Below are 20,190 nucleotides of genomic sequence, written 5' to 3' on the forward strand. Positions count from 1 at the left end.
CCTCTCGCGCGGATTTCTTCGCGCAAAAAAACTTAGCGCCAGCGTCGGGGCGCCAGGACCACACGACTTCGCCGTCCACGGATAGCTGCGTTCGTCTGTCGCAGCACCCGCGTCCACCGCATCTCACCGCAACGTTCGTGACGATCGCGATCCGCCCCTCATTCGCGTGAGACGCGCGAAGTTAAATCACTGATTTGCCCGACGGCGAAAGCGGAATATTTTTGCCAAGAAGGATGGACAGACTTTCGACTGATTTGCCCGACGGGCACTTTTTGCATAGCTCGTTGCATAGCTCGATAAAATTGCTGACGTGGTTGGAACGTCGCCGCTGCAGCCGCAGTTGAAGGCCAGCGCGCAAGGCACGCCTGAAGCGCGATCGGAAGATGATGCGGTTCAACTCTTCAGCCAAGGTGCGCGCAGCTATGTCTCTGCTCCCCCCAGCCATCGATCGCTCGACTCTCGGTCTGCATTCACTCGAACATTACGCGCCGCTCATCGGCGCCGCGACGGCGGAACGGATCGAACGAAAGGCCGACCGCGTGCGCATGATGCAGGTCGCGCATATCAGTTCGACCTTCTATGGCGGCGGCGTCACGGAAATTCTTACGCCGCTGACGCTGATGATGAATGCGATGGGGATCGAGACCGACTGGCATCTGGTGCAGGGCACGCCGGGTTTCTTCGCCTGCACCAAGAAGCTGCACAATGCATTGCAAGGACAGGAGCTGGAGTTTTCCGAACAGGAAAAGGCGATCTACGAGGAGGTGGTGTTCGAGAATGCCACCAGGCTGCATCTAGAAAAATGCGATGCGGTCATCGTGCATGATCCGCAGCCGCTGCCGCTGGTGCGACACTTTGCCGAGCGGGAGATGCCATGGTTGTGGCAGTGCCACGTGGATCTCTCCTCGCCTCACCCGCCGGTGTGGGATTATCTGCGTGGGTTCGTCGAACCGTACGACGCCGCCATCTTCTCGCTGCCGGAATACGGGCAAAGCCTCGGCACCGATCAGCGGTTCATGACGCCGGCGATCGATCCGTTTTCCGCCAAGAATGCCGAACTGTCCGAGCAGGAGATCGGGGAGACGCTGAAGTACCATCGCATTCCGACCGATCGCCCGCTGGTGACGCAGATTTCGCGCTTCGACCGGTGGAAGGATCCGATCGGCGTGATCGAGGCGCACCGGAAAGCGCGCCGGCAGGTGGACTGCACGCTCGTGCTGGTCGGCAACAATGCGAGCGACGATCCCGAAGGCCACGTCATTCTCGAAACCATCAAGCGTTCGATCGACGATCGCGTCATTGTGCTCGCTGTCGATGATCCGATCCTGGTGAATGCGCTGCAACGCCACTCCGCTGTGGTGCTGCAGAAATCGACACGCGAAGGATTCGGCCTCACCGTGACCGAGGCGATGTGGAAAGGCGCCGCCGTGATCGGCGGCGATGTCGGCGGCATCCGCCACCAGATCACGGATGGCGAGAACGGCTTCCTGGTCAGCACGGTGGACCAGGCCGCCGATCGCATGGTGCAACTCCTGAAGGATCCGCAGTTGCGCCGGCGGTTAGGGGCGCGCGCCAAGGAATCCGTGCGCGAGAAATTTCTGATGAGCCGCCTGCTGGAGGACTGGCTCGATCTGCTCGTACGCTACGAGCGGCCGGTCTGCCAATAATTCCCGAAAATATTCGTCAGCGCTGGAACGGCATCTGCGTCGTGCAGTTGACGCTTCGGAATTTTGACGGCGGCCCCGGGGATTGCTGGATTCGGACGCAACATGCGGATTGCGCAGATCGCGCCTTTGGCTGAGAGCATTCCCCCGAAACTTTACGGCGGCACGGAGCGCGTCGTTGCATGGCTGGTCGACGAACTGGTCAAGCTCGGACATCAGGTGACGCTGTTTGCCAGCGGCGATTCAAAAACGCTGGCCGAGCTAGTGCCTGCCTGCCCGCGCGCCTTGCGGCTTGGCCGGCCGCGCGTCGACCCTGTGGCGGCCCAGACGGTGCTTCTGGAATCCCTCGCGCGGCGCGCAAGCGAGTTCGACGTGATCCACGCTCACATCGACTGGCTGCCGCTGCCGCTCCTGAAGCGCCTCGGCGTGCCCTTCCTCACGACCACGCATGGACGGCTGGATCTTCCGGGACTTGCCGATGTCGCGCGCCTGTTTCCCGAAGCGCCCTACGTTTCGATCTCGAACAACCAGAACACGGCGCTGCGCGAGGCGAACTGGATCGGCACCGTGTATCACGGGCTGCCTGCCGACCTGTTCCGCCCCTCCTTCGACGAGGGCCGATATCTCGCCTTTCTCGGCCGGCTCACCGCGGAGAAAGGGCCTGAGGTCGCGATCCGCATTGCGCGCGCCGCGAACATGCCGCTTCGTATCGCGGCGAAAGTGCCGCGCGGCGAACGCGCGTATTTCAAGGAGCGGCTCGAACCCCAGATCGATGGCAACAAGGTGCGGCTGACCGGCGAGGTCAATGACGAGACCAAGCAGAAATTTTTGGCCGGCGCCTCGGCGCTGCTGTTTCCGATCGATTGGCCCGAGCCGTTCGGCCTCGTCATGATCGAAGCGATGGCCTGCGGCACCCCGGTCATCGCTTTCCGCTCCGGCTCGGTGCCGGAGGTGATCGACGACGGAATCACCGGCTTCGTCGTGGACGGCGAAGCTGAGGCGATCGAGGCAATCGGCCGGCTCGGCGAACTCGACCGCCGCAAAGTGCGCGCGCGGTTCGAGGAGCGGTTCACCTCCGAGCGGATGGCGAAGGAATATCTCCGTCATTACGAAGCGCTCGCGCGAATGAAGCCCGCCTACGGCCTTGCAGCCCAGTGAGCACAGGGCGGGTGTCTTGCGCCGGACGCCCGGCTCGTCGTTCAACCTCCGCCGCCGCGCCGACTTCACATGGAGCAGCGAACATACGGCATTTCCACCGGCACCGGCTGCTTGGAGCTGAGGGTGATCTTGTTCTCTCCGGAGATCTTCACGTCGAACTCTACGTCCGAAATCGCGACGCCGTCCGAGCACGCCGCAATCATTCGCACATTCGATCCGTCATCGTGCAACGACTTGATAGTGCATTTTTCAAATGTGCCGATTATCTGCCTTCCCTGGACGATTATGCCGCCCGCGTGGAGATCGGCATCTGGCTTGAAAGCAAGCCTGTTATTCTCTTTGGTAAACACGTCACCGCAGGCCGAGGCGTCGATCGTCCAGGCTCCGTTCAAATCCGCAGCCTGGGCCGAGGCCGATAGCGTGACGAGAAGGACTGGCAGCACCAACCGATTGAAGGTTCTCATGAGACTCTCCGATTCGGATTTCTTGCGCAGTATCCGAGTGCGACGAGTTGGCGGACCTTTTGTTGATCTAAGTCAATAGTTCTGCCGCGCGCCTGGTCCCGCCGCATGCCGCGACATCTTTCGCTTTTGTGCGGCAGCGCAAAACGTGTAGAGATGCACGGCCAAAGAAGAACAAGCTCAAAGGGAGGCACGACTTGAAACGACTGGCCATGATTGCCGCTGCGCTCGCGATGGTAAGCTCAGCGGCCTCCGCGCAGACCTATCCGGCCCGGCCCATCACCCTGCTGGTGCCGTTTGCGGCCGGCGGGCCGACCGACACGGTGGCGCGGATGACGGCGCAATCGATGTCGAAACTCCTGGGCCAGACCATCATCGTCGAGAACGCCACCGGCGCCGGCGGCACGATTGCGACCGCGCGCGCCGCCCGCGCCGAGCCCGACGGCTATACGCTGCTGGTCCACCACATCGGCATCTCGACGGCGGCAACGCTATACCGCAAGCTGCCCTACGACACCAAGACGGCGTTCGCGCCGATCGGCCTCGTCACCAACGCGCCGATGACCATCATCGCCCGCCCCGACCTGCCGCCGAACAATCTCGCCGAGCTGATCACCTACATCAAGGCGAACGGCGACAAGATGACCTTCGGCAATGCGGGCCTGGGGGCCGCCTCGCATCTCTGCGGCATGCTGTTCATGACCGCCATCGACAAGCAGGTGCTCACCGTGCCCTACAAGGGCAACGCGCCCGTGATGAACGACCTGATCGCAAAACAGATCGACCTCACCTGCGACCAGACCACCAACACCACAGGCCCGATCGCCTCTAAGCTCGTGAAGAGCTACGCCATCACCACCAAATCCCGCCTCGCCTCCATGCCCGACCTGCCCACCGCCGACGAAGCCGGCCTGAAGGGCTTTGAAGTCGGCGCCTGGCACGGCCTCTACGCGCCCAAGGGCACGCCCGACGAGATCGTGCGGAAGCTGTCGAAGACGCTACAGGAAGCCCTCCGGGACGCCGACCTCGTGAAGCGTTTCAACGAGATCAACACCGAGCCGGTGGCGCAGGACGATGCCACGCCCGAAGCGCTGAAGGTGAAGCTGGTGAGCGAAGTGGACCGGTGGAAGCCGATTATCGAGGCGGCGGGGCAGTTTGCGGATTGAGCGGATGTGGGGTGAGTTAGCGAAGCGTAACCCACCATCCTACCGCTACGCTCGCCGGGCAGAAGGCGATCCTCCGCTCAAATTCTATACACGCACGTTTTGAAAATCCCTGAGATTCCCTTTTAATGCTTTTCGGCGGGCGGCGCCTTGCAGATCAGCCGACTTACAAGCATTTTCGATCCGAACGGCCCACACCCGATTGCTCGGAGTAATTCTACAGCGAATGACATACGAAGATTCGTTTGATCAGATTCAGAAGCGCCGTGTTCCGTGCCTGATTGCATACCTAGCCCCGTTTCGCGTGGTCGAAAACGGCGTACTTGAGCCTTGGCAGACCTCCGTTGACGAAGTGAACGGCCGAAGGTGGGACTACGTTAAGCTCCACGAATTAGTTGGCAACATAGATGTGGGATTACAGAAGCCCTACAATTTGGTCGTGGGTAGAGACGGAGCGCTTGCACTCCCACCGATCGAAAGCCTGCGGGGTGATCAAGCCTCCGTTGAGTTTTTCAATAGGTGTTTGGCGGCACTATTAATCGGTGGTGTCTACTGCGAAGCTGTATCTTCAGATGGTCTAGACCTTGGCTTCATCCTTGATTGGAAATACGTGAGAAGTCAGCGAGTGGGACATGCCTTTGCGAATCGCTTCCATGAACATATTCGATACCGCGCGGCCTCTCCTCTTGATGCCATCAGCCTGTTGGGCGCACCAGTCATAAAATTCTCGGAGTTGGTGACGGCGATGGAGATTGGACTGTCGGTGCTCGACCAAATCAGCAGATTGCGCGGAGACCTGTTGTTGAAGGGTATCACTGGCATTGCTCGGCGTGACTGGAGTGCAGGACTTTCAAACCTATGGATAGTAATTGAGCAAATCGTCTCACATCTTTGGGACACCCGAATCATTCACAATACGAAAATAGCAGGAGCGGCCAAACCAAGGTTGGATCAACTGGCCGACAACCGAACCTGGACTGTCGCGGCAAGGCTCGAAGTACTCCAACAGACAGGTTATTTGAGCGCCGACGCTCTGCATCAGCTCTCTGTTGCCCGCAAGGCAAGAAATGATTTGGCGCACGACGGCCGATCTCCCTCGCAGGCTGCCGCCTTGTCGGCTCTTGATGGTGTGCGGTTCTTAATGAAGACTGTGATGCCCGAGCGGCATATACCTCTTTTTGATCTGGACCTGTCTGATCACGCAGTTTCCGACCCCTTTGCACCACCGAGAGGACTCGTGGGTGAGCCAAAATACTGGATGGAAATACCAAAGCTCCCCGGCGAGGAAGAGCTTGAGCGGCTGGAAGCGTCGCTAAGATGAGATCTTCGAGCGGACGAATCAAACGTTGAGTTCGTACGGCGGATTAGCCGAAGGCGTAATCCGTCGCTTTGTGGTACGTAAACGGCGGATTACGCCTTCGGCTAATCCGCCCTACGCGTTGAAATAGCGAGGCCCGATTCGTGGTGGCTATTCCGGCCGCGCGCAACGATAACCTGAGGGTTCACTGACATGCTTTCGAGCATTTGGGATTTCTTGAAGACCAGTGAAGGAGCGAGCGCGACAACTGCTATCTCCACCGTCGTACTTACCTTGACTACGATGGCTTACGCATGGCTGACCGCCGTCCTTGCCAAAGAGAACCGGCTTCTCCGCAAGGCCGGAACTGAACCGCAAGTCATCGCGTATCTGACGGTGCACCCCCGCATAAGTGGCCCTCTGCAGTTCGTTTTGGCTAATGTCGGCCAAGGTCCCGCTTTCAACGTTCGCTTCCGTATTGTTGCCGGTGGCGACGATTTCGTGAAGCATCATGCTCGCCTGCCTGCACCGGAAGTCGCATTGACTGCCATCCCGCAGGGCGAACGTTACGAAACTTTTTTCGGCATGGGGCCTGAGATGTTCAGAGAGCCGAAGCTCAAACCATTCTCAATCGAGGTTTCCTACCGTGACCTTGGCAAGCGAGAACGTTCGGAGACTTTCCACTTAGACATCCGTCAGTTTGAAGCTAGAACGCGTGTTGGCGACAATCCAGAGCAGGACGTTGCCGATGCGATGAAGGCGCTCGTGGGCGAGCTACAAAAGTGGACCTCCCGTGGTTTGCCAGTCGAAACCAGTACGCGGGCCGAGCGCCAACGCGAAGAGCAGAAAGGTCACAGTTGACCGCGCCCAGCGGGACGCAGCTTCTAGGGCGGATTAGTTAGCCGAAGGCGCAATCCACCACCTCGTGGTACGTGAACGGCGGATTACGCTGCGCTAATCCGCCCTACCGACTGCCCTTCCCTCCGCCAATCCGCGGACTACGCGGAGGCTCGCTTCACCCACCACCTATCTACCCCACCTTGGTCTGAATATGTCCGCTCAATCTGAGAACATTCGGCCGAAGTCGAACTGGGCGCAAATCGCATCCGCGGTCATTGCTGGCTTCGCCTTCGTCATCGTCGTTGCTCAAGTCTACTTCATCAGCAAGAACTTCAAGGAAGTAGCTGCCCGCCAAGTCTACATGTCATACAGCGAATCTGCGTTGCGGCACCCGGAGTACGCTGAGCCTGATCTGTTGGAGATCAAGGCAGACCGAAAGAAACTCGCCCAATACAAAAATTACGTCGCGCATCTGCTGTTTGCGTACGACGAGATGCTGGAAGCATTCGACAAGCCGGAATGGCGCAAAAGCTTTGATGAAGAGATCAAGTACCATCACCAATACATCTGCGAAGACATGCCCCCCACTCTCGACGAAATTTACTTTGAGCATATGCGAAAGCTTCTCAGAGAGATTCGGGCCAAGTGCCCCGCCAAGAACTGAGACCTTCCTGCGAAGCTGCGTCGCAGCTCACAGGGCGGATCAGCCGAAGACGTGATCCGCCGTTTTGTGGTACGTGAACGGCGGATTACGCGGAGCCTGTCATCGGGCCGCGCGAAGCGCGGACCCGGTGGCTGATCCGCCCTACGCGTTGAGGTGTGGCTGTGACACGCGAGACCGCATTCCGCGAAGCCTTGCACGCCGTAACGCCTGACTTGATTGCGGACCTCTATCTTTATCCGGTCGAGGCAGGTGGCAGGACTGGGCCGGTTCGTCTTGGCTGGGGCTGCCCGTGCACCAAGGACAGGAGTGTCGATGAGGGCTGGGATGGTTATCCGCTGCTCGAACGCGCCATGATGCCGGGCGAGCGGAGGCGGCTGGGTTTCGTGTTCTTGTGTCGCGAAGAGGCAGCGCAAGCGCTCGGGGCAACTGATCGCTTTTATCTCTGGGAGGGACGCTGGATCGGCGAGGCGGCTGTCGTTCGATAGCCGTGCGCGGGCCTTTCAGGATTTGCCAAACGCTGCCGATCGGCGACGCGGAACATCGTCGCCGACTTGCGGGCGGACGGCGCCGCCCGGCAGGTCGTCAAGCTTTGTCGTTAGCCGTGAGGTCGTGAACCTAGCACCAGCGGCACCGCCCCCAGCGGGCGCAGCAGCCGCCGCAACCTCCACAGCCACCGCAGCCACGCCAGCCTACTCCGCAGCCGCGGCAGCCACGGCAGCCGCGGCAACCACCGCAACCTCGGCAGCCGCGAACGACAACGGCGGCCAGTTGCACGCCGGGGTCTGCGTTTTCCTTATCGAACAGATAGAACGTGGCGAGACTGACGTCGGCCATTTCCTCTTCACCAAGGACCAGGCGCTGATTGGGCGAGAAGTCGTCGGACTGCGGGATGTCAGCGGTGGGTATCGCGGACGCAGACGCGCTCCCCGCCAGCGAAAGACCGAGGCCCGCCGTACCGAACGCCGTTACGGCGGCGGCTTTGGTTGTACGCGCCTGCTTTGTAGCTTGGTTCACCCGTGGCATTTTCGCACCCTTTGTCAGTTGTTGTGCAAGGGTCAACTTGCCGCAGCTATGTGCCTGCAGGCCTAGAATTGCGATCTTGCGCATCCGGTTCCCTTCGCGCCGGGCTTTTCTTGAGGCGCCACCGGCGGGAGGCGAGCGGGAGGGATATTGAGACAACAGTGCTGTCCAAACGTGGCGCGCCGAGACCGCGTCTTCTGAAAGCAGGACGCGCCGTAACCGCAGTGCCGACCTCTCCCCATCGGGGAGAGGTCGGATCGCATCGCCAGATGCGATCCGGGTGAGGGGATGAACTCCATCGAGGGACCGTAACCCCTCACCCGGCGCTGCGCGCCGACCTCTCCCTATGGGAGAGGTGAAAACACTCCAGCGTGGCGCCTACTCGACCCGATCTCATCACGCTCTGGCGCAATCCGCCGTCCTCGCGCTCGCGGATCGCGCCTTTCGCCATTGCTTGTGCGGCGAAAGCAGAAGGTTATTCCGCCCGGCGGACGTCTTGCGCCGCCCGGCACCCGTCCCGGACTTCCATCCCCGCCCAACCTTCTGCTAGGAACATCTTCTGCGAAGCGGCGCCGCAGCGGAATGAACGTCGCGCAACGGGAGGGACAGGTAGAATGTTCTCGCATGTGATGATCGGAACCAACGACCTCGACAAGTCCAAGGCGTTCTATGATGCGCTGCTCGGCACGCTCGGCGTGAGGCCGGGATTTGTCGACCGGCATCGGGTGTTCTGGCGCACGAAGACGGGGACGTTCTCGGTGTCGAAGCCGATCGACGGCAAGGCGGCAACCTTCGCCAATGGCGGCACGATCGGCTTCAATGCGGAGTCGCCCGCGGCGGTCGATGCATTCCATGCGGCGGGACTTGCCAATGGCGGCACGACCTGCGAGGAGCCGCCCGGCATCCGCGAAGGCAACGGGATGAAGATGTATATCGCCTATCTGCGCGATCATGACGGCAACAAGTTGTGTGCCGTGCATCGGATGGGTTGAGGTTGATGGGTTTCGCTTCCGCTCTACCCATCCTACGCGCATGATAGCCGCAGCGTCATTGCGAGGAGCGTAAGCGACGAAGCAATCCATCTCTCCCCAAGCGGTGAAAATGGATTGCTTCGCGGAGCCTGTCATCGGGCGGCGCTATGCGCCGACCCGGCGGCTCGCAATGACGGTGCGAGCGGATTGACCGCCCTCCCCAGCTACTCTGCTGCCTGCTGCACCGGCTCGTCCAAACCCGCGAGCACCTTCGGCGGGGACATCGGCAGGGCGTAAAAGCGCTTGCCCACCGCGCGATAGATCGCATTCGCAACCGCCGCCATCACGGGCACCAGCGGCACTTCGCCGACGCCCTTGACGCCTTGCGGGTGTTTCGGGTTCGGGACTTCGACCAGGATGGTGTCGAGCATCGGCAAATCCGAGCACACCGGCATGCGGTAGTCGAGGAAGCCGGGGTTATCGACCTTGCCGTCGCTGCGGTAGATGTATTCCTCGTTCAGCGCCCAGCCGATCCCTTGCGCGACGCCGCCCTGGAGCTGGCCTTCGACATAGCCGGGATGGACGGCGCGGCCGACGTCCTGCACCGCCGTGTATCTGATGACGCGGGCGATGCCGAGCTCGATGTCGACCTCGACGTCGCAGATATGGGTGCCGAAGCCGCCGTCGGCGCCTTGGGTGTTGAGCTGCACGCCGGCGCCGATCGGGCCGCCCTGCTGAGGGGCTTTCTCGGCGAGATCTTCCAGGGTCAGCGGCTCGAACTGGCCGGCGTTGGGGCTCGCGGGATGCGCGGCGCCGTTCTCCCATTTCACCGCCTCGGGATCGATCTCCCAGATCTTTGCGGCGCGTTCGCGCAAGGTGTTGATCACCTTCTCGGTCGCTTGCGTCACCACCATCGAGGAAGCAAACAGCACGCGGCTGCCGCCGGTGAGATTGGAGAAGCCGACGGTCTGGGTGTCTCCGATGATGACGGAGACGCGGCGATAGTCGATGCCGAGCAGTTCGGCGCAGACATTGGCGATGCCGGCGCGCGAGCCGCCGATGTCAGGATGGCCGGTGGTGACCACGACGTTGCCGTCCTCGGTGATGTTGACTTGCGCGGAGGATTCACCGCCGGCGTTGAACCAGAAGCCGGAGGCGACGCCTCTGCCCTGCAGCTTGCCTGTTGGCGTGCTGTAATGCGGCGAGTTCTTGGCGGCTTCCAGCGTCTCGATATAGCCGATGCGGGGGAAAACCGGGCCGTGCGCGGCCTTGGTGCCCTGCCTGGCCGCGTTCTTCAGGCGGAAGTCGAGCGGGTCCATGTTCAGGCTTTCGGCGACCTCGTCGAGCACGCATTCGACCGCATAGGCGCCGATCGGCGCGCCGGGCGCGCGATAGGCCGCGACCTTGGAGCGGTTGGAGCAGACATCAAAGCCGACCGAGAGCACGTTCGCGATGTCGTAGGGCGCGAAGCTGCAGCCCGCGGCACCGCGGATCGGCGAACCCGGGAAGGCGCCGGCCTGCAGATAGAACGTGCCTTGCGCGGCGACGATGGTGCCGTCCTTTTTCGCGCCGATCTTCACCGTGCTCTTCGAGCCTGATGTTGGGCCGGTGGCGCGCATCACCTCCTCGCGCGTCATCACCATCTTGACCGGGCGGCCGGATTTCTTGGCGAGCAGCGTCGCCAGCGGCTCGAGATAGACGATGGTCTTGCCGCCGAAGCCGCCGCCGATCTCGGCGGGGATGGCGCGGATGTCGCTCTGCGGGATGCCTGTCAGCATCGAGGTCATGGCGCGGACCATGAACTGGCCCTGGCTCGAGCTCCAGATCGTGGCCTTGCCGTCGGCGGTGACCGAGATCAGGCAGGCGTGCGGCTCGATATAGCCCTGGTGCACCGGGCGAGTGGTGAAGGTGCGCTCGATGATGATATCGGCCTGTTTGAAGCCCTGTTCGATATCGCCCTTCTTGTGCTCGAGGGTGCCGACGATGTTGGAGGGCTTGCCTTCGAACTTGTTGAACTCGTGCAGGATCGGGGCGTCAGGCTTGATCGCATCCTCGATCTCGATCGAGAACGGCAGCACCTCGTAATCGACCTCGATCAATTCGCAGGCCTTTGCGGCGATCGCCTCGGTGGTAGCGGCCACCGCAGCGACGGGGTGGCCGGGGAACAGGGCCTTGTCGCGGGCCATCACGTTGCGGCACATCCAGCGCATGTCCTGGATGCCGAGCATCACGGATTTATCCAGCGGGAAATCGACGACGTCGCGCGAGGTGACGACGGCTTTCACGCCGGGCAAGGCTTCCGCCTTGGAGGTGTCGATCGAGCGGATGCGTGCATGCGGGTGCGGGCTGCGCAGGACCTTGCCCCAGATCATGCCGGGCATGGTGGTGTCGGCGGCGAACGCGGCGCGTCCCGTGACCTTGTCGACGCCATCGGGACGGATGGTGCGCTGGCCGATCCACTTGTTGTTGACGACGATGTTCATAGTGCGGCCCCCCGCATTTCGTGAGCGGTCTCAAGCACCGCGCGAACAATCTTGTCGTAGCCGGTGCAGCGGCAAAGATTTCCGGCGAGCCAGAAGCGGACTTCCTCCTCGCTCGGGTCCGGGTTCTTGGCCAGCAGCGCCTCGGAGGCGACCAGCATGCCGGAGGTGCAGATGCCGCACTGCAGCGCGGCCTGCTCCAGGAATTTCTCCTGCAGCGGATGCAGGCGGCCGCCGCGCGCCATGCCCTCGATGGTCCTGATCTCGCGTCCCTCCGCTTCGGCGGCGAGCATCAGGCACGAACAGACCAATCGATCATCCAGCGTGATCGAGCAGGCGCCGCAATCGCCGGAGGCGCAGCCTTCCTTGGAGCCGGTGAGCGCGAGCTGGTTGCGCAGCGCATCCAGCATGGTTTCAAAGGGCTCGCAGAGGAATTCCAAGGGCTCGCCGTTGACGGTGGTGGAGACGTGCAGCTTTGCCATTTGTCATTTCCCTTGCGCGCGTTCTGCGGCGATCTTCACGGTGCGCTTGAGCAATACGCCCGCGATTTGGGTACGGTAGGCGATGGTGCCGCGCTTGTCGTCGATCGGACGGCAGGCGGCACGGCAGGCATCGGCGGCAGCGTTCAGCGCGGCGTCATCGAGGCGGGAGCCGATCAGCGCCTGCGCCGCCGGCGCGACCAGCAGCGCGGTCGGCGCGACGGCCCCTAAGCCGACGCGGGCGTGAGTGCAGACGCCGTCCGTCAGTGTCAGGCTGACGCCGCAACCGACCACCGCGATATCCATCTCGGTGCGCGGGATCATGCGGAGATACGCGTCGGCGGAGCGAGGGGGGCGCGGCGGCAGCGTGAAGGAGACCAGGATCTCACCCGGCTTGAGACTGGTGCGGCCGGGGCCGGCGGGAACATCGTCCACCTTCAACTCGCGGCGGCCGCTTGGGCCCTGCACGGTGACGACGGCGCCGGCAGCGATCATCGCCGGGACGCTGTCGCCGGCCGGCGAGGCGTTGCAGAGATTGCCGCCGGCGGAGGCGCGGCCCTGCACCTGGGTGGAACCGATCAGGTTCACCGCCTCCAACACGCCGGGCCAAATCTTGCCAAAGCGCGGATGCTCGGCCAGCACGGCGCCCGGCACCGCAGCGCCGAAGCGGAAACCACCATCGGAAAGTTCTTCGACGGCAGTGAGTTCTTTGATTTTCTTGATGTCGACGATCAGACCCGGTTGCACCGCGCCCGAGCGCATCTGCACCAGGAGATCCGTGCCGCCGGCCAGGATGCGCGCGGCGCTGCCCGCCGCGGCATAAGCGCCGACCGCTTCATCAAGCGTCTGCGGCGCGACGTATCGGATATCGGTCATGCTCGTGTCCGATGCCTCCCTCGTTCTTCGTTGCCTGCCCTCTACGGGGCCTCGCGAGCAGACTACACGCCGGCTTGCCATCGGAACAGCCTCCGAGCCCGGACGAAGTAGCGGGCCCCCATGCGCAAAGAGAATTTGCATATGAGTAAGCCGCCGCCTTCACACAAAACGGTCACGATCCGCGCGGTCGCGAGCGCTCGCCGGCGGCGCGGATTGCGCCCATCGGTCGCGTGCGTACCCATACTTGATGCAACCGCGGCTAACCGCTCATTAACCCTGTCAGCCGTAGGGTCGTGCCGCGCCGGAAGGCCGGTTGTCGGGTGGCGGTGATGTCGTTTGCACAAAAGAAACCTACGGTCTTCCCGGCACAGGAGGAACGGCGGCGCTTCCAGCGCGTCAAGGTGCATCTGCTCGGCCGCTACATGCTGCCCGATCGGCGCGAATTTCCTTGCCAGATTATTAATATGTCTCCCGGCGGGCTCGCACTGCTGGCGCCCGGCATCGGCAATGTCGGCGACCGCGTGATCGCCTATCTCGACCATATCGGCCGCGTCGAGGGCAAGATCACCCGCATCATCGACAACGGCTTTGCGATGACCATCGTCTCGACGCCGCGCAAGCGCGACAAGCTCGCCGCACAGCTCACCTGGCTCGCCAACCGCGACATTCTCAATCTGCCGGAAGACCGCCGCCACGACCGTATCGTGCCCCGCAATCCGATCGCGCTGCTCACGCTGGAGGACGGCAGCAAGATGACCTGCCGCATCATCGACCTCTCGCTGTCGGGTGCGGCGATCGCCGCCGAGAACCGGCCGCCGGTGAAATCGCTGGTGATGCTCGGCCGCGTGCAGTCGCGCGTGGTGCGAAACCTCGACGACGGCTTCGCGCTGGAGTTCGTCCACGAGCAGGCCGCCGAGACGCTCGAAGACGCAGTTACCGCGCGGTAAAGCGCGCGAGGCTCAAATCCCCTGATTTTCAGCTCGAACGAGGCGGCATCCGCGATGGCGGACGCCGCCTTTGCCTTGTCTGGCGCCCACTGCACGCGGTTAACGCGGGCGGATTTGGAGACGCAAAAGACCTTCTGGCATAGCATCAGGATGTTAACGCGTAAAATTTGAATCAATTGCAGTTGTCTCGAATTTTAATCGAGTTTGCTTCAAGTATAGATCGAATTCGCTGCTAGCTTTACTTGCATTCATGTCAAATCACCTTTGCTGACTTAGCCGCACCGCAAAACCTTTGTGCGAAACGTGGTCCCAACGAGAAAAACGGGGGCCACAATGGTTTTCAGGGGACAGGGGAAAGGATGGGCGGTTGCGGCCATCCTGTTCGGACTAAGCGTCACTACCAGCGTCGCGGCGAAAGCGGGCGACGTGGTCTATGCCAGCCTCGGCGACACCACGCGTTCGCCGATCGGCTGGGTCGAATTCTGCGCCGACAATCCGGTCGATTGCCGCGGCGGCGCGACACAACCGCGCGACATCGTGCTGTCGCAGACGGCGTGGCGCGATCTGCTCCGGGTCAACAAATGGGTCAACGAGACCATCAAGCCGATGACCGACATGGATCACTGGGGCGTGATCGAGAAATGGTCGTTGCCGACCGACGGCTACGGCGACTGCGAGGACTACGTGCTCTTGAAGCGCAAGATGCTGATCGATGCCGGCTGGCCGCGCGAGGCGCTGTTGATCACTGTCGTGCGCGACAAGAAGGGCGAAGGCCACGCGGTGCTCACCGTGAAGACCGACAAGGGCGAGTTCATCCTCGACAACCAGAACGAGGACGTCGTCGCCTGGACTGCAACCGGCTACCGCTTCGTCAAGCGGCAGTCGCAGAGCGACCCTAACGTCTGGGTCTCGCTCGGCGACAACCGCCCGGCGGTCGCCACCGCCAGCTCGCGGCAATAAGGGACCATCGAACACGCGACCCGGTCACATCCCCACCCCTCCCCGTCCCAGACCGGTTCGCGCGCGGCCAGGCTTCCCCCAAAGCCTGGCCGCACCTTTTTGGCCCGCACGTGTGTAACGATCACGAAACAATCGGTACGGGTGACGAAACCGTTTTCCGGTTGATCGAAATTCTGCGGAAACGGGCGCGGACTATGTTGGTGTTGGGTGCTGGAGAACGACGATCAGAAGGTATTGCGGGGACTGCTTTTTGAGGTGCGCCATGCGTGAAGAATTTGCCTCTTACAGCTTTCTCGCCGTCACCATTGCCGGGATCGTCCTGTTGTGCTCGGGCCTTGTTGCGCTTGCGCTGACATGATTGGCGCTGGCCGCCTTGGCTCGGGGGTCGATGGCGCCAGCTAGATGCGTCTGCCCCCCGTGCCAACCATCGCCGTGCGAACCCGTGCTTTGATGCTGCTGGACTCAACCAGGCGGCTTGGCGGGCTTGCGCACGATAGCGCCTAGCTGAGGCGCCATTGATTGCAGGAAATGACCGCTTGTCCCGCGAAGGCTGGCGGTCGCAATCCCTGATACGGCCAGCCCAATAAAAGCAACCTTCGGGTGGCAATATTTATTACCTCTTTCTTTTCATTAAACAATTAAATGCTATTTTTATAATAATAAACGCCAACCGACGGAACTTTGGTTTCACGGCAATATATCTGGCGGCGCACCTTTCCGTTGGAATTCCAAGGCTCAGTCAGCGGCCTGAAGCCGCCAAGCCGGCGTCCGGACGCACAGCTCAGCAGCCCACGCCGAGATCTGCGTGATTTAATTTGACTTTAAATTATATTTAAATGATGTTTTTCTCCTTGCGACATTAGGGGTGCCGCGACCGCTCGAATTGCTGCGGCGACAGTCCGATTGCACGTGGTCTGATTGAATACGAAGACATGCGAAGGCGTCATACATGCGCCGGCCAATTGATACTGCACCAAGGGACGGACAGGATATCTGGGTCGAGAGTGCGACCGGGGCCTTTGATGTCGCTCATTGGTCACGTGAAGCGGGCGAATGGGTTTGGAAAAATGGGCATCCCATCAGAATCGCGCCAGCGCATTGGTACCCGATAACCGAGGATGTGTTTCAAGACGATCGATCGAGCGGTCGGCTCCAGATCGGTCGTGCGAGCCAATGGTTAGCGGGTTCTTTGATCGCCGCAATCCTCGTTGCGGCTGCGCTGATCGGTGTGTTCGACCAATTCAGCGGAACCGAAATTTCGAAGACGGTCGAAGCCGGGCGCGCCGTCGGGCTGAAGCCTGAGGTCGCCGGGTGGCAAACGCTCGTTCAGCGCGGAACGACGGCAGTCCTCATGCAGGAGACCGATCTTTCACGACAGGAGTCGTTGGCGGGCACAGTGCAGCGTCGCCAAGCACTCGACGATGAGACTTCGTACAGGGACGCACCGGCGGGCGGGCCTGCGGCGGCCACGTCCGCGGAATTGCAGCGGTCGCTTGACCAAGAACGCGACAGATCCGCCGCACTGACAGCCGAACTCACAAAAGTCCGCGGCGACCTGGAGACGATGCTGGCGCTGTCGAGCAAGTTTCAGCACGATGCGATACAGCGCTGGGAGGCTGCGGAAATTGCAGCAGAGGAGCTGCGCCAGTCGCTTCAACAGGAACAGGCCCACGCCGCGGCGCTTGCGAACGAACTTACCGGAACGCACCGCGAGACCGAGACCCGGGGCATACAGTCGCCCGGCCCTGACGATGCGGCCGCGCAACAGACACAGACCACGGAGCGCGAGATCGCGGAACTGCGACAGTCGCTGCAGCAGGAGCAGGAAAAGACCGCCGCCCTCACCCAGGAGGTCAGCGCGGCGCGGCAGGCGATGACGGCGAGCGCCGAGCAGCAACGCCGCGCGCTCGACGAGGCGCAGATGCGTGCCGCGGCACTCGCGAGTGAGCTTGCCGGAACGAGCAGCGAGATCGAGACCAAGGCCGCGCAGTCGCAGAAGGCAGTTGATGAAGCCGTCCAGCAGAAGCAGACGGCGGAGGCTACCATCGCGGAACTGCGGCAATCGCTGCAGCAGGAGCGGGAAAAGACGGCCAGTATCGTGGAGGAGGCCAAGACCGCGCACGCGGCAACGGCAAGCGCCGAGCAACAACGTCGCGCGCTCGAAGAGGCGCAGGCCCGCGCCGCGGCGCTCACAAACGAACTTACCGGAACGCGCCGCGAGATCGAGGCCAGGGACGTACAGTCGCGCAAGGCGAACGATGCAGCCGCGCAGCAGAGACAGGCAGCGGAGCGAGAGATTGCGGAACTGCGGCAGTCTCTGCAGCAGGAGCGGAGCAGAACCGAAGCCATGGCACGGGATCTTGCATCGACGCGGCGCCCCGTCGATGAGCGCGTAACCGTGGGCCGCGCAACTGAAGGCCCGCTGGTGCCGGTGACACAGACCGTGGCAGCCGCCGTATCGGAGTCCCCAACGGCCGCAGACCAGGACAAGACGGAGGCGGCCCGATTGATCGCGCGCGCCAGTGCGTTGCTCGGCCAGGGCAATATCGGCGCAGCAAGGATAGTGCTCGAGCGTGCCGCCGAGAACGACAATGCGCGGGCAAGTTTTATGCTCGCGGAGACATATGATCCCGCGGTTTTATCCGCCTGGGGCACCTATGGAACACGCGGCGAAGCGGCCAAGGCGCGAGAGTTCTACGCGAAGGCACACAGCGGCGGTATTCGCGAAGCCAAGGACCGGCTCGACGCGTTGCCCCGGTGAGCGGATGAGATTGTTGCGTTCCACATGATGACGCTGGCTGCTGCAGTTGGTGATCAAGAGGGGGACTGACATGAACACACTGTCAACGCCACGCTCGTTGCTCCTGCTCGCCGCGCTGGTGCTGGCCGCCATGATGCTTCAACCGGCTGACGTGGACGCACAGACCGCGCAACCCTCGAAGGGCAATGCACAAGTGGTTCGACGGTCCTTGCCGCCGGGGACCGAAAAAGACCGCATGAACGCTTGGACCGTCGGGCTCGCTGGCGGCTTGCTGGAGGGAGCACCAATTCGCCTGGCTGCGGAAATGGCCCGCGTCGTCGATGACGGAGCAAACATGCATCTGCTACCGATCGTCACCCGGGGCGCCACCGAGAATCTGAACTCGCTGCTCTATCTGCGCGGCGTCGATACCGCGATCATCAACTCGGACGCGCTCGAAGAGTACAAGATTCAAGTGCCGCAGATCCGAAACCGCATCACTTACCTGCTCAATCTCTTCCCGTCCGAACTGCATATTTTCGTCCGACCGGAAATCACAGGCCTGCAAGATCTCGCCGGCAAGAAAGTGAACTTCAACACGAAGGGCACCGCGGCCGCCTATTCGGGACCGCTGATCTTCAGTCGTCTCGGTATCGAGGTCGAGAAGACGTTCATTCCCCATCAGCTCGCCCTGGAACAGATGCGCAAAGGTGAGATGGCGGCGGTGGTGTTCATCACGTCGAAACCGGTCGACGCCTTCGTGCGCGGGCGCTGGGAGGCAGGATTCAGGTTTCTCCCGGTCCAATACGACAGCAAGTTCGAGGACTACTACCTGCCCGCGACACTGGAGACAAATGAGTATCCCAATCTGATCAAGCAGGGCGAGCGGGTGTCGACGATCGCGGTGCCGACCGCGCTTGTCGCGTTTAATTGGCCGCCGCGGTCGAACCATTATCAACGCGTCGCGCGCTTCGTCGACTACCTGTTCTCGCGAATAGACCGCCTGCAGGCGCCAGGCTTTGACCCGAAATGGCAGTCGATCAATCTCGCAGCGACCGTCCCCGGACTAACCCGCTTCCCGGCCGCGCAGGAATGGCTGAATCACAAGGCGCGCAGCGCACAGGCGCCTCCATGAAGGCCGCTGCTTTTCCCCTCGCCGTCACGTTCAAAATGGCTTGCAAAATGGCTTGCGGCATCGCCTACGCTCAAAGCACGAACGATCCGATGATAAATCTTCGGGCGTGCTCGGTGATGGAGGGGCCGGCCCGGCTACAATGTCTGGACGATCTATCACGTAAGATAGCGCCGCCTGGTCGCCCGGCGCCGTACGACAACTGGCTGCTCAGCGAGACCACATCGCCGGTGGACTATTCGCCAATCGTCACCGCCACCACATCCGCTCGCGGTGAGTCGGATAGCACCGCGATGCAACTCGCGATCCACTGCCGCAAAGGCCGCACCGAGCTCGTGCTCGCAGGACCGGCGGTATCAGGCCGTGCCGAGGAATACACCATCTCCTACCGCGTCAATGCGAATCCGCCGGTGCAGCTTGCGGCCGCCTCGCCATCATTCGGGCCCGGTGCCGCTTTCCGGGGTGACGTCGTGCGCCTGCTGCAATCGTTGCCCGAAGAGGGCGACATCGCCGTCCGTCTTTCCACCCGCACCGGCGCGGCTCAGGAGGCGCATTTCCTGCTCGGCGGATTGAAGACTGTGCGCGAAAAACTCGCGGCGGCGTGCAGATGGCCACATGCCGTCGCCAGACCAGGCGACTGATGGTCATGGGACAGGGAGAAGCAAGATGATTAGAATTGGAAATCTGGCGGTAGCAGCCATTGCCAGCTTGGCGATGTCGCTCCTGATCGCGCCGACCACGCAAGCGCAGCCAGACGATCACGTGAGGCCGCAAGCAAGTAAGCAGTACCGGCTGAGCACGCAGAAGCAGGCGAGCAAGCAGAAACTGGTGCTGATGACAAAACCCACCGAGATCCCCAAGAAGCCGCATCAGCTCCTGCTGCAGGTCAATTCCAACGACCCTGCGATGATGAATCTCGCACTGAACAATGCGACCAACGTCGCGCAATACTACCGCAATCTCGGTGAAGACGTGTCGATTGAGGTTGTCACGTTTGGCCCTGGCCTTCACATGCTGCGCGATGACACCTCTCCGGTGAAGGCGCGCATCGAGGGGCTCGCAATGAGCAACCCGGAAATCTCCTTTAAAGCCTGCGGCAATACCCGGGAAAACATGCGTAAGGCGGAGAACAAGGATATCAATCTCGTTCCACAGGCGACGATTGTGAAATCCGGCGTCGTCCGCGTCCTGGAGCTGCAGGAACAAGGCTGGAGCTACGTCAAACTATGAGACACCGTCTTGCGTTGACGTGATCGCCGCCCCGGGGGCCACCGCTCACACACTCCATCGTCATGCCCCGCGAAGGCGGGGCATCCAGTATCCGGCGGCCTCTCGGCT

The 20,190-nt window shown here is 61.9% G+C and carries 18 protein-coding genes; 14 read left to right on the forward strand and 4 right to left on the reverse strand.

The annotated features are described in order from the left end of the window. The first annotated feature begins 422 nt into the window (after window positions 1–422). Together AC5ZG1_RS17285 and AC5ZG1_RS17290 are read left to right on the forward strand one after the other, a co-directional pair. On the forward strand, window positions 423–1,667 hold the full coding sequence (locus AC5ZG1_RS17285) for a glycosyltransferase (RefSeq protein ID WP_496133578.1): 1,245 nt from the start codon (window positions 423–425) through the stop codon (window positions 1,665–1,667). Between the two features lie 102 nt (window positions 1,668–1,769). Then, window positions 1,770–2,822 (forward strand): glycosyltransferase family 4 protein, encoded by a 1,053-nt coding sequence (locus AC5ZG1_RS17290; protein WP_496133579.1) that lies wholly within the window; start codon window positions 1,770–1,772, stop codon window positions 2,820–2,822. A 65-nt stretch (window positions 2,823–2,887) separates the two neighbouring features. Here the strand turns inward: AC5ZG1_RS17290 and AC5ZG1_RS17295 are convergent, their stop codons facing one another. Next, entirely contained in the window at window positions 2,888–3,286 is a 399-nt protein-coding gene (locus AC5ZG1_RS17295; RefSeq protein ID WP_496133580.1) for a hypothetical protein, read from the reverse strand. Between the two features lie 209 nt (window positions 3,287–3,495). Between AC5ZG1_RS17295 and AC5ZG1_RS17300 the strand changes: the two genes are divergently transcribed. The 6 genes from AC5ZG1_RS17300 (at window position 3,496) to AC5ZG1_RS17325 (ending at window position 9,259) form a co-directional block, all read left to right on the forward strand. After that, a complete protein-coding gene (locus AC5ZG1_RS17300; RefSeq protein ID WP_496133666.1) occupies window positions 3,496–4,449 on the forward strand; it encodes a tripartite tricarboxylate transporter substrate-binding protein in 954 nt (317 codons plus the stop codon). A gap of 223 nt (window positions 4,450–4,672) precedes the next feature. After that, window positions 4,673–5,767 (forward strand): hypothetical protein, encoded by a 1,095-nt coding sequence (locus AC5ZG1_RS17305; RefSeq protein WP_496133581.1) that lies wholly within the window; start codon window positions 4,673–4,675, stop codon window positions 5,765–5,767. A gap of 189 nt (window positions 5,768–5,956) precedes the next feature. Further along, entirely contained in the window at window positions 5,957–6,604 is a 648-nt protein-coding gene (locus AC5ZG1_RS17310) for a DUF8453 domain-containing protein (RefSeq protein ID WP_496133582.1), read from the forward strand. A 190-nt stretch (window positions 6,605–6,794) separates the two neighbouring features. After that, entirely contained in the window at window positions 6,795–7,247 is a 453-nt protein-coding gene (locus tag AC5ZG1_RS17315; protein WP_496133583.1) for a hypothetical protein, read from the forward strand. 161 nt (window positions 7,248–7,408) lie between these two features. Then, complete coding sequence (locus AC5ZG1_RS17320; RefSeq protein ID WP_456645539.1) at window positions 7,409–7,732, forward strand: hypothetical protein; 324 nt, start codon at window positions 7,409–7,411, stop codon at window positions 7,730–7,732. Window positions 7,733–8,881: 1,149 nt separating this feature from the next. Further along, complete coding sequence (locus AC5ZG1_RS17325; RefSeq protein ID WP_496133584.1) at window positions 8,882–9,259, forward strand: VOC family protein; 378 nt, start codon at window positions 8,882–8,884, stop codon at window positions 9,257–9,259. Between the two features lie 203 nt (window positions 9,260–9,462). Here the strand turns inward: AC5ZG1_RS17325 and AC5ZG1_RS17330 are convergent, their stop codons facing one another. From AC5ZG1_RS17330 to AC5ZG1_RS17340, 3 genes are read right to left on the reverse strand one after another with little or no spacing between them, the layout of a single operon-like run. After that, on the reverse strand, window positions 9,463–11,721 hold the full coding sequence (locus AC5ZG1_RS17330; protein ID WP_496133585.1) for a xanthine dehydrogenase family protein molybdopterin-binding subunit: 2,259 nt from the start codon (window positions 11,719–11,721) through the stop codon (window positions 9,463–9,465). Beyond that, window positions 11,718–12,200 (reverse strand): (2Fe-2S)-binding protein, encoded by a 483-nt coding sequence (locus tag AC5ZG1_RS17335; protein WP_496133586.1) that lies wholly within the window; start codon window positions 12,198–12,200, stop codon window positions 11,718–11,720. The genes AC5ZG1_RS17330 and AC5ZG1_RS17335 overlap by 4 nt, the downstream gene beginning before the upstream one ends. A gap of 3 nt (window positions 12,201–12,203) precedes the next feature. Further along, complete coding sequence (locus AC5ZG1_RS17340; RefSeq protein ID WP_496133667.1) at window positions 12,204–13,064, reverse strand: FAD binding domain-containing protein; 861 nt, start codon at window positions 13,062–13,064, stop codon at window positions 12,204–12,206. A gap of 338 nt (window positions 13,065–13,402) precedes the next feature. Here AC5ZG1_RS17340 and AC5ZG1_RS17345 point away from each other — a divergent pair, with 338 nt between their 5' ends. The 6 genes from AC5ZG1_RS17345 to AC5ZG1_RS17370 all read left to right on the forward strand — a co-directional run bounded on the left by AC5ZG1_RS17345 (window position 13,403) and on the right by AC5ZG1_RS17370 (window position 20,082). After that, on the forward strand, window positions 13,403–14,020 hold the full coding sequence (locus AC5ZG1_RS17345; RefSeq protein ID WP_130229021.1) for a PilZ domain-containing protein: 618 nt from the start codon (window positions 13,403–13,405) through the stop codon (window positions 14,018–14,020). 333 nt (window positions 14,021–14,353) lie between these two features. Continuing rightward, the gene (locus AC5ZG1_RS17350) at window positions 14,354–14,980 is read left to right on the forward strand and encodes a transglutaminase-like cysteine peptidase (RefSeq protein WP_130229022.1); all 627 of its coding nucleotides are present in this window, start codon (window positions 14,354–14,356) and stop codon (window positions 14,978–14,980) included. Between the two features lie 1,228 nt (window positions 14,981–16,208). Continuing rightward, a complete protein-coding gene (locus AC5ZG1_RS17355) occupies window positions 16,209–17,741 on the forward strand; it encodes a coiled-coil domain-containing protein (protein WP_496133587.1) in 1,533 nt (510 codons plus the stop codon). A 70-nt stretch (window positions 17,742–17,811) separates the two neighbouring features. Continuing rightward, complete coding sequence (locus AC5ZG1_RS17360; protein ID WP_456645543.1) at window positions 17,812–18,855, forward strand: TAXI family TRAP transporter solute-binding subunit; 1,044 nt, start codon at window positions 17,812–17,814, stop codon at window positions 18,853–18,855. Further along, entirely contained in the window at window positions 18,852–19,493 is a 642-nt protein-coding gene (locus tag AC5ZG1_RS17365) for a hypothetical protein (RefSeq protein WP_496133588.1), read from the forward strand. Before AC5ZG1_RS17360 ends, AC5ZG1_RS17365 begins: the two co-directional genes overlap by 4 nt. Beyond that, entirely contained in the window at window positions 19,468–20,082 is a 615-nt protein-coding gene (locus tag AC5ZG1_RS17370) for a DsrE family protein (RefSeq protein WP_245287251.1), read from the forward strand. Before AC5ZG1_RS17365 ends, AC5ZG1_RS17370 begins: the two co-directional genes overlap by 26 nt. Window positions 20,083–20,190 lie beyond the last annotated feature (108 nt).

The sequence above is a fragment of the Bradyrhizobium sp. Leo78 genome (assembly GCF_059512425.1).

Excerpts from the sequence above, each read along its gene's own strand:
- AC5ZG1_RS17305 (WP_496133581.1), top strand. The coding sequence starts at position 4,673 with ATGACATACGAAGATTCGTTTGATCAGATTCAGAAGCGCCGTGTTCCG.
- AC5ZG1_RS17330 (WP_496133585.1), bottom strand. The coding sequence starts at position 11,721 with ATGAACATCGTCGTCAACAACAAGTGGATCGGCCAGCGCACCATCCGT.
- AC5ZG1_RS17315 (WP_496133583.1), top strand. The coding sequence starts at position 6,795 with ATGTCCGCTCAATCTGAGAACATTCGGCCGAAGTCGAACTGGGCGCAA.
- AC5ZG1_RS17285 (WP_496133578.1), top strand. The coding sequence starts at position 423 with ATGTCTCTGCTCCCCCCAGCCATCGATCGCTCGACTCTCGGTCTGCAT.
- AC5ZG1_RS17370 (WP_245287251.1), top strand. The coding sequence starts at position 19,468 with ATGCCGTCGCCAGACCAGGCGACTGATGGTCATGGGACAGGGAGAAGC.
- AC5ZG1_RS17325 (WP_496133584.1), top strand. The coding sequence starts at position 8,882 with ATGTTCTCGCATGTGATGATCGGAACCAACGACCTCGACAAGTCCAAG.
- AC5ZG1_RS17295 (WP_496133580.1), bottom strand. The coding sequence starts at position 3,286 with ATGAGAACCTTCAATCGGTTGGTGCTGCCAGTCCTTCTCGTCACGCTA.
- AC5ZG1_RS17310 (WP_496133582.1), top strand. The coding sequence starts at position 5,957 with ATGCTTTCGAGCATTTGGGATTTCTTGAAGACCAGTGAAGGAGCGAGC.
- AC5ZG1_RS17350 (WP_130229022.1), top strand. The coding sequence starts at position 14,354 with ATGGTTTTCAGGGGACAGGGGAAAGGATGGGCGGTTGCGGCCATCCTG.
- AC5ZG1_RS17360 (WP_456645543.1), top strand. The coding sequence starts at position 17,812 with ATGAACACACTGTCAACGCCACGCTCGTTGCTCCTGCTCGCCGCGCTG.
- AC5ZG1_RS17335 (WP_496133586.1), bottom strand. The coding sequence starts at position 12,200 with ATGGCAAAGCTGCACGTCTCCACCACCGTCAACGGCGAGCCCTTGGAA.
- AC5ZG1_RS17290 (WP_496133579.1), top strand. The coding sequence starts at position 1,770 with ATGCGGATTGCGCAGATCGCGCCTTTGGCTGAGAGCATTCCCCCGAAA.
- AC5ZG1_RS17300 (WP_496133666.1), top strand. The coding sequence starts at position 3,496 with ATGATTGCCGCTGCGCTCGCGATGGTAAGCTCAGCGGCCTCCGCGCAG.
- AC5ZG1_RS17365 (WP_496133588.1), top strand. The coding sequence starts at position 18,852 with ATGAAGGCCGCTGCTTTTCCCCTCGCCGTCACGTTCAAAATGGCTTGC.
- AC5ZG1_RS17345 (WP_130229021.1), top strand. The coding sequence starts at position 13,403 with ATGTCGTTTGCACAAAAGAAACCTACGGTCTTCCCGGCACAGGAGGAA.